At 63.7% G+C, this 7745-nt stretch carries 6 protein-coding genes and 1 pseudogene; 3 read left to right on the top strand and 4 right to left on the bottom strand.

The window, feature by feature from the left end:
* Positions 1-166: 166 nt before the first annotated feature.
* Positions 167-964 carry a type VI secretion system-associated protein TagF gene (tagF, locus tag ACPZMI_RS01975; RefSeq protein WP_426351581.1) on the bottom strand — a complete coding sequence of 266 codons (798 nt, stop codon included), beginning with the start codon at positions 962-964 and terminating at the stop codon, positions 167-169.
* Positions 965-1004: 40 nt separating this feature from the next.
* Complete coding sequence (locus ACPZMI_RS01970) at positions 1005-1202, bottom strand: hypothetical protein (protein ID WP_411382893.1); 198 nt, start codon at positions 1200-1202, stop codon at positions 1005-1007.
* 349 nt (positions 1203-1551) lie between these two features.
* Here ACPZMI_RS01970 and sodC point away from each other — a divergent pair, with 349 nt between their 5' ends.
* A complete protein-coding gene (sodC, locus tag ACPZMI_RS01965; protein ID WP_372822415.1) occupies positions 1552-2070 on the top strand; it encodes a superoxide dismutase [Cu-Zn] SodC in 519 nt (172 codons plus the stop codon).
* Between the two features lie 130 nt (positions 2071-2200).
* Here sodC and ACPZMI_RS01960 read toward each other — a convergent pair whose 3' ends face one another.
* Together ACPZMI_RS01960 and ACPZMI_RS01955 are read right to left on the bottom strand one after the other, a co-directional pair.
* The gene (locus ACPZMI_RS01960; RefSeq protein ID WP_426351580.1) at positions 2201-3484 is read right to left on the bottom strand and encodes a Zn-dependent hydrolase; all 1284 of its coding nucleotides are present in this window, start codon (positions 3482-3484) and stop codon (positions 2201-2203) included.
* A 59-nt stretch (positions 3485-3543) separates the two neighbouring features.
* Entirely contained in the window at positions 3544-5034 is a 1491-nt protein-coding gene (locus ACPZMI_RS01955; RefSeq protein ID WP_186668847.1) for an NCS1 family nucleobase:cation symporter-1, read from the bottom strand.
* A 617-nt stretch (positions 5035-5651) separates the two neighbouring features.
* Here ACPZMI_RS01955 and hydA point away from each other — a divergent pair.
* Together hydA and ACPZMI_RS01945 are read left to right on the top strand one after the other, a co-directional pair.
* Positions 5652-7091, top strand: a complete 1440-nt coding sequence (gene hydA, locus ACPZMI_RS01950; protein ID WP_426351579.1) for a dihydropyrimidinase — start codon at positions 5652-5654, stop codon at positions 7089-7091.
* Positions 7092-7222: 131 nt separating this feature from the next.
* Positions 7223-7729 (top strand): annotated as a pseudogene (locus ACPZMI_RS01945) (dihydropyrimidine dehydrogenase); the annotation flags it as partial.
* Positions 7730-7745 lie beyond the last annotated feature (16 nt).

Below are 7745 nucleotides of genomic sequence, written 5' to 3'. Positions count from 1 at the left end.
GTGAGAAGGTCTGAGTTCAACCTGACGTAACCCGCTGTGCCTGTGACACGGCGGTGTCTTTTTCGCGGGCAAGCCCGCTCCTACAGGTACCACACTGAACCTGAGGACGGCGGGGTGCCTGTAGGAGCGGGCTTGTCCCGCGATGAGGCCGGTGCAGGTATCAAGCTCAAGCCGCGCCTGCACCCTCCCCGCCCAACATGCCAACGAACCACCCCGCCCCCGGCAAGCCCCGGCTCACCAACAGCGTCGGCGCCACCTGCGGCCCGCCTTCGGTCCAGAACAAGGCATGCCCGGCCAACGACCGCTGCCCTGCCAGCCCGTCCAGTTGCATCAACCACTGTTCGACCGCCTGCGCCATCCCGTCCTGCTCCGGCAACGTCAGCCACATCGCGCCCATCGCTGGCTGCCCCCACGCAGGCGCGATGCTTGCGGGCTCGGGCCGGGATGGAGCGGGCAACTGGCTGAGGTCGCGGTCGAAGCGCTCCAGCACGAATCCCGCCTCCAGGGTCGACAATGCCAGGCGCTCCACTTCGGCGTACCACGCGCCGTCGCGCCGCAGGCGCTCCAGCACTGGTATGTCCGGCCCGCCATAGGCCAGGGTCAGGGGAAAATAGCGCCCCACCCGGTCGACACTGGGCATCATCACGCCGGCCCAGGCGACCTCGCCGCACACCCCGGCAGCCAAGGCGAAATGCCAGATCGGGCTGCAGCGGTAGGCCTGCTCCCACTCCGCGCCCAGGCGCTCGCGGCTGGCGCGCAGGCCCTTGGCGTGATTGCGGTGAAAGCCCGGCTGCGGGCCGGACACCGCTTCGAACGCATCGACGACGCGGGCAACGCCGGCCGCAGAGGACAGTGATGGAGGGGCTGTCCAGCTATTGCGCTCGACGAACAGCGCACAGGCAAGGCCGGTGAACAGGGTCGGGAAGAAGGCAACGAGGAAGTGGTGGCGGTACTGTGCGGGCATTCAGGCGATCCAAGAATCCGGTCGCCCCCCCCCAGGGGCCTTATTGGCGGATACCGGCGAACCACAACAGCGATGGCAGGCTGGCATTGGCCGTATACAACTGGCCTGAACTGCGGTCCGCGACCACGCGGGCCACGGCATCGAGGTCGACGCCGTCCGGGGCGCCGATCAGCGCGTAGCCTAGCTGAGACTGACGCCAGACCACAACATCCATGCCCGCGACGTTCAACTGGACCATGGACTGGTCGGGCTTGGGCCCCTTCATCACGCACAGGGCTACCGGATCGCACTGCTGCGCAACTTCCGGCTTGATGTTTTTTCATACAGTGCGCCGAACGAATTATTTCTACAAGTGAAGGGAACTCATCTTGTTATTTATCGCCCTTGTTTCATGAAACAGCACTTCTTGACGATATAGCCCCCATAACACTTGTCTTGCGTCGTTTATTCCATAGATTTTCCTGTTTTTTTTAATTACCAATTTTAGTTGGACACTCGCGCGCCGCCCTTCTTATTCTCGCTCCCGCCGGAACAACTTTCAGGTTCCCGCCAAGGCTCTTTCCCGTCATTGAATTGAAGAGGCAAACATGAAACGACACCTCTGGCTCGCCCTGCTGGGCACCCTGTCCATCGGCGCCCACGCCGCGACCCTTGATGTACCGGTCAATCTGGTCAGCGCCGATGGCAAAGCACAACCCATCGGTCAGGTCAGCATCAGCGAGTCGGCCTACGGGCTGATCTTCACCCCCAAGCTGAACAGCCTGCCCGCAGGCGTGCATGGTTTCCACGTGCATGAGAACGGCAGCTGTGCGCCCGGCATGAAAGATGGCAAGGCCGTGGCGGCACTGGCTGCTGGCGGGCACTTCGACCCGGCCAAGACCGGCAAGCACCTGGGCCCCTATGGCGATGGCCATCTGGGCGACCTGCCGGCACTCTATGTGAGCGCCGACGGCACCTCCACCTATCCGGTCCTGGCGCCGCGCCTGAAGACGATTTCCGAAATCAAGGGCCATGCCTTGATGATCCATGCCGGTGGCGACAACCACGCCGACATGCCCATGCCCCTGGGCGGTGGCGGCGACCGCGTGGCCTGCGGCGTGATCTGAAGCAGGCAGGCCGGGCGTCAGTAATCGCCGCGCTTGTGCAACGCCCAGCGCCCGGCCAGCACGGTCACGTCAGCAAGGGGCATGTCCAATGCCTGACACCGGCTGAGCCGATGCCAGGCACCGCTCGCAGTCAGGCCGCCAATCGCCCTTGGGCAATGGCCTCCGACGCTGCCAGCATCGCCCGCAGCAACACTGCACAACCCGCCGCCAGATCCTCGGGCGTAGCGTTCTCGATCTCGTTGTGGCTGATGCCGTTCTCGCACGGCACGAAAATCATGCCTGCCGGGCCCAGCTCGGCCAGGAAGATCGCATCGTGCCCTGCCCCGCTGACGATATCCATGTGCGCCAAGCCAAGGCTCTTGGCCGACTCACGCACGGCATCGACACAGTTACGGTCGAAGTACAGCGCCGGGAAGTCCGCCGTTGGCGTCAGCTCGAAACCCAGCCCGTGTTTGGCACATGTGCTGTCGATCACCTCACGCACCTCGGCGATCATCGAATCGAGCCGATCCCCTTCAAGGTGACGGAAGTCCAGGGTCATGCGTACCTCACCCGGAATCACATTGCGCGACCCCGGATACGCCTGCAGGCAACCGACCGTGCCGCAGGCATGGGGCTGATGCGCCAGTGCCGTGCGGTTGACTGCCGCGACCACTGCCGCCGCGCCGACCAGGGCATCCTTGCGCAGGTGCATCGGCGTCGGCCCGGCGTGCGCCTCGACGCCGCGCAGGCTCAGGTCGAACCACTTCTGGCCGAGGGCGCCGAGCACCACGCCGATGGTCTTGCCTTGATCCTCCAGAATCGGCCCCTGCTCGATATGCGCCTCGAAATACGCCCCGACCGGATGCCCCAGCACGGCCCTCGGGCCGGCATAACCGATGGCCTGCAGCGCCTCACCGACACTGGTCCCTTGGGCATCGCGCTTGGCCAGCGTCTCTTCGAGGGTGAACTTGCCGGCGAACACCCCTGATCCCATCATGCACGGTGGGAAACGCGAACCTTCTTCGTTGGTCCACACCACCACCTCCAGCGGCGCTTCGGTTTCCACGCCGAGGTCATTCAGGGTGCGGATCACCTCCAGGCCGGCCATCACCCCGAAGCAGCCATCGAACTTGCCGCCAGTAGGCTGCGTGTCGATGTGGCTGCCGGTCATCACCGGTGGCAGCTTGGGGTTGCGTCCGGGACGCCGGGCGAACATGTTGCCGATCGCATCGACGCTGACGCTACAACCTGCGGCCTCGCACCACTGCCGGAACAGGTCGCGGGCCTGGCGGTCCAGGTCGGTCAGTGCCAATCGGCAGACCCCGCCCTTGGGCGTGGCGCCCAGGCGCGCGAGGTCCATCAGCGATTGCCACAGGCGCGCGCTGTCGACATGGTGGTCGGTGGAGTGCAGCACTTCCTTGATCGGTTTCATCGGGACTCTCCTCAGGCGATTTCTTGTTCTGGTGATTCGGCTGTAGCGGCCAGCCAGATTCAGGGTGATGGTTTGGCCAGGCGCGCCGTTCCACGCACCGCGACGCGGCCCAGGACGTAGTACAGCCCCGCCCCCAGCAGCGAACCGGTAAACCAGCCATAGTCGTAGAACCAGCTGAAGCGGCTGTTGCCGATCGACATTACGGTCAGCGCCACCGGCACCGCGAACGCCAGGAACCCGACCCAGTTCCAGGCCGGGTACACGTCATCGCGGTACAACCCGGCAAGGTCCAGTTGCTGGCGGCGGATCAGGAAGTAGTCCACCACCATGATCCCGGCAATCGGCCCGAGCAGGCTCGAATAGCCCAGTAGCCAGTTGGAATAGACACTCTCGAGGCTCAGGTCGGAAACGATCCAGCCAAGCTTTTTCAGCAGTTCGTGGCCCATCAGCGCCAAACCGATGAAACCGGTCAGCCACACCGCACGGCTGCGCCCGATCAGGCGCGGGGCGATGTTCTGGAAGTCATTGGTCGGTGAGACGATGTTCGCCGCCGTGTTGGTCGACAGCGTGGCGATGATGATCAGCGCCATGGCCAGCGCCACCCAGCCCGGGCTCTGGATACGTCCGATCAGGTTCACCGGGTCCGACACCGTTTCCCCCACCAGCGATGCCGAGGCGGCGGTCATGACCACACCCAGGGCTGCGAACAGGAACATGGTCAGTGGCAGGCCAAAGATCTGCCCGAGAATCTGGTCCTTCTGGCTTCTGGCGTAGCGGCTGAAGTCGGGGATGTTCAGCGACAGCGTGGCCCAGAACCCGACCATCGCCGTCAGCCCCGCGCAGAAATAGCCGATCACGCTGGCGCCTTCCGGGCGCTTGGGCGGCTGGGCCAGCAGTTCGCTCATCGACATGTGCGGCAGCGCCCAGAACAGCAGGCCGACGCCCACCGCCACCAGCAGCGGTGCCGACAGGGTTTCCAGCCACTTGATCGACTCCGAGCCGCGCAGCACCACCCACAGGTTGAGCAGCCAGAACAGCATGAAACCGATCACCTCGCCGGTTCCGCCCAGGCTCTTCCAGCCATCGAACAGCGAACCCAGGAACAGGTGGATGGCAAGACCGCCGAACATCGTCTGGATACCGAACCAGCCGCACGCCACCACCGCGCGGATCAGGCACGGCACATTGGAGCCTAGGATGCCGAACGAAGCGCGTAGCAGTACCGGAAAGGGAATGCCGTACTTGGTGCCGGGGAAGGCGTTGAGGGTCAGCGGAATCAGCACGATGAGGTTGGCCAGCAAGATCGCCAGCAGCGCCTCGCCGACGCTCAGGCCGAAGTAGGCGGTCAGTACCCCGCCGAGGGTGTAGGTGGGGACGCAGATGGACATGCCGACCCACAAGGCGGTGATGTGCCATTTGTTCCAGGTACGCTGGTGCACCTTGGTCGGAGCGATGTCGTGGTTGTAGCGAGGGCTGTCGAGGACGTCAGTGCCTTCGGACAGCTCGTACAGCCCGTGCTGCTCGATCACTTGCGATCTGCTCTGTTGCATGGGGCCTTCTCCAGATTGTTCTAGTTATTCGCTCATCGGCTGAATCGATGGCCGGAGTTACACATCTCACCTGTACTGCACCTCCGGTCCGGCCTGGCGGTTGTGGCCGCACTCAAATTGCATGCCGGATTGGCCCGGGCCAACCCTGCCGGCTACCGCCGACTGGAGGTAATTCACTGATTTGCAAGGCATTGAGTCGCGCCAGGGAAAGGTACGGTCATGCCCTGCCCTGACGTTTTGCTGGTGGAGGCCCGCCCTGGCCTGCGCACCGGGTTTCAATCTGGTGCAGCCTGGTTTTTGCGCGGCGTGGTTCGCGCCGGCAAGCCAGGTTTCAAACGGCTGATTTCGCATGGAAAATCTTGACCAAATCTGCTTCTTGTCAAGTGCGTCAAAATGGTGAGCAGCCTGTCCATTTTGGTGATTTATTCAAAAAACCTTAAATTTCAATTAGTTATTTAATATGTAAACTCATAAATTTTTTTCTTGATCAATCCTTGATCAGCATCTAGATTCCAATCTTGTCAGCACTGACAGGATTGCAACGCAACCTCCAACCGCTGGCAAAAAACAATTTCAAGAACCGGCAAAACGACCGGTCAGCCTGCGAGGAAGACGGTATGTCCCTGTTGATCCGTGGCGCCACCGTGGTTACCCACGAAGAAAGCTATCCCGCCGATGTGCTGTGTGCCGATGGCCTGATCCGCGCCATTGGCAACGACCTCGAAGTGCCCAGCGGTTGCCAGGTCCTGGACGGCAGCGGCCAATACTTGATGCCCGGCGGCATCGACCCGCACACTCACATGCAGTTGCCATTCATGGGCACCGTGGCCAGCGAGGACTTCTTCAGCGGCACCGCCGCAGGCCTGGCCGGCGGCACCACCTCGATCATCGACTTCGTCATCCCCAACCCGCAGCAGTCGTTGCTGGAGGCCTTCCACACCTGGCGCGGCTGGGCGCAGAAGTCGGCCAGCGACTATGGCTTTCACGTCGCAATCACCTGGTGGAGCGAGCAGGTCGCCGAGGAAATGGGCGAACTTGTCGCCCACCACGGCGTGAACAGTTTCAAGCACTTCATGGCCTACAAGAACGCGATCATGGCCGCCGACGACACCTTGGTCGCCAGCTTCGAGCGCTGCCTGCAACTGGGTGCGGTACCGACCGTGCATGCGGAGAACGGCGAGCTGGTGTTCCACCTGCAGAAGAAACTGCTGGCCCAGGGCATCACCGGCCCCGAGGCCCATCCGCTGTCGCGTCCGGCGCAGGTCGAGGGCGAGGCGGCCAGCCGCGCCATCCGTATTGCCGAAACGCTGGGCACACCGCTGTACCTGGTGCACATCTCGAGCAAAGAAGCGCTGGATGAGATCACCTACGCTCGGGCCAAGGGCCAGCCGGTGTATGGCGAGGTGCTGCCCGGGCACCTGCTGATCGACGACAGCGTCTATCGCAACCCCGACTGGTCCACCGCTGCCGGCTATGTGATGAGCCCGCCATTCCGTCCGCGCGAACACCAGGAAGCCCTGTGGCGCGGCTTGCAATCGGGCAACCTGCACACCACCGCCACCGACCACTGCTGCTTCTGCGCCGAGCAGAAAGCCATGGGCCGCGATGATTTCAGCCGCATCCCCAACGGCACCGCCGGCATCGAGGACCGCATGGCGGTGTTGTGGGACGCTGGCGTGAACAACGGGCGCCTGTCGATGCATGAGTTCGTGGCACTGACCTCGACCAATACGGCCAAGATCTTCAACCTGTTCCCGCGCAAAGGCGCCATCCGCGTGGGTGCCGACGCCGACCTGGTGCTCTGGGATCCGCAGGGCACACGCACGATTTCTGCCAGCACCCATCACCAGAAGGTCGACTTCAACATCTTCGAAGGCCGCACGGTGCGCGGCATTCCCAGCCACACCATCAGCCAGGGGCGAGTGCTCTGGGCCGATGGCGACCTGCGCGCCGAGCCGGGCGCGGGACGCTATGTGGAAAGGCCCGCCTACCCCTCGGTGTACGAGGTCCTCGGGCGACGGGCCGAGCAGCAGCGGCCGATACCGGTCAGCCGCTGAGCAGCCCATAACAGCCGGGGGCCGCAGCGCCTCCGGCAATAACAATCCAGACACACCTGTTGACTGCCATCCCAGAACGGACGGGCGAGTAACCGCCGCCTGTACCCATAAAAAAGAGAGAGGCTACAACCGTGATCGACACCCTGAACCACTTGCCGCGCCCGAGGGCCAGCGCCGAGCAGCTCGCCGACGCCTTCACCGACCTCGCCCCACCCCTCACCGCACGCCAGGCCGCCGTGGAAAGCGCGCGCTGCCTGTACTGCTACGACGCCCCCTGTGTGAATGCATGCCCGAGCGAAATCGACATCCCTTCGTTCATCCACCGCATCAGTGATGAAAACCTGCAGGGCGCCGCCGAGCGGATCCTGTCGGCGAACATCCTCGGTGGCAGCTGCGCCCGCGTGTGCCCGACCGAAATCCTCTGCCAGCAGGCGTGCGTGCGCAACAACGCCCAGGAGTGCGCGCCGGTGCTGATCGGCCAGTTGCAACGCTACGCCCTGGACAACGCCGGTTTCAGCGAGCACCCGTTCAAACGCTCGCCCAGCACCGGCAAACGCATCGCCGTGGTCGGGGACGGCCCCGCCAGGCTGTCCTGTGTGCCCCTCCCTGCACTGCATGGTAACGACGGGGGGGTCTTCTAGGCACAGAAAAAAG

Origin of the sequence: Pseudomonas wayambapalatensis, from assembly GCF_049942315.1 — a bacterium.
In the GTDB taxonomy this organism is placed as follows: Bacteria; Pseudomonadota; Gammaproteobacteria; order Pseudomonadales; family Pseudomonadaceae; genus Aquipseudomonas; species Aquipseudomonas wayambapalatensis.
The sequence above is the reverse complement of the archived record's forward strand: the minus strand, read 5'-3'. Positions and strand labels throughout refer to the sequence as shown.

Excerpts from the sequence above, each read along its gene's own strand:
- sodC (WP_372822415.1), top strand. The coding sequence starts at position 1,552 with ATGAAACGACACCTCTGGCTCGCCCTGCTGGGCACCCTGTCCATCGGC.
- ACPZMI_RS01960 (WP_426351580.1), bottom strand. The coding sequence starts at position 3,484 with ATGAAACCGATCAAGGAAGTGCTGCACTCCACCGACCACCATGTCGAC.
- ACPZMI_RS01955 (WP_186668847.1), bottom strand. The coding sequence starts at position 5,034 with ATGCAACAGAGCAGATCGCAAGTGATCGAGCAGCACGGGCTGTACGAG.
- ACPZMI_RS01970 (WP_411382893.1), bottom strand. The coding sequence starts at position 1,202 with ATGGTCCAGTTGAACGTCGCGGGCATGGATGTTGTGGTCTGGCGTCAG.
- tagF (WP_426351581.1), bottom strand. The coding sequence starts at position 964 with ATGCCCGCACAGTACCGCCACCACTTCCTCGTTGCCTTCTTCCCGACC.
- hydA (WP_426351579.1), top strand. The coding sequence starts at position 5,652 with ATGTCCCTGTTGATCCGTGGCGCCACCGTGGTTACCCACGAAGAAAGC.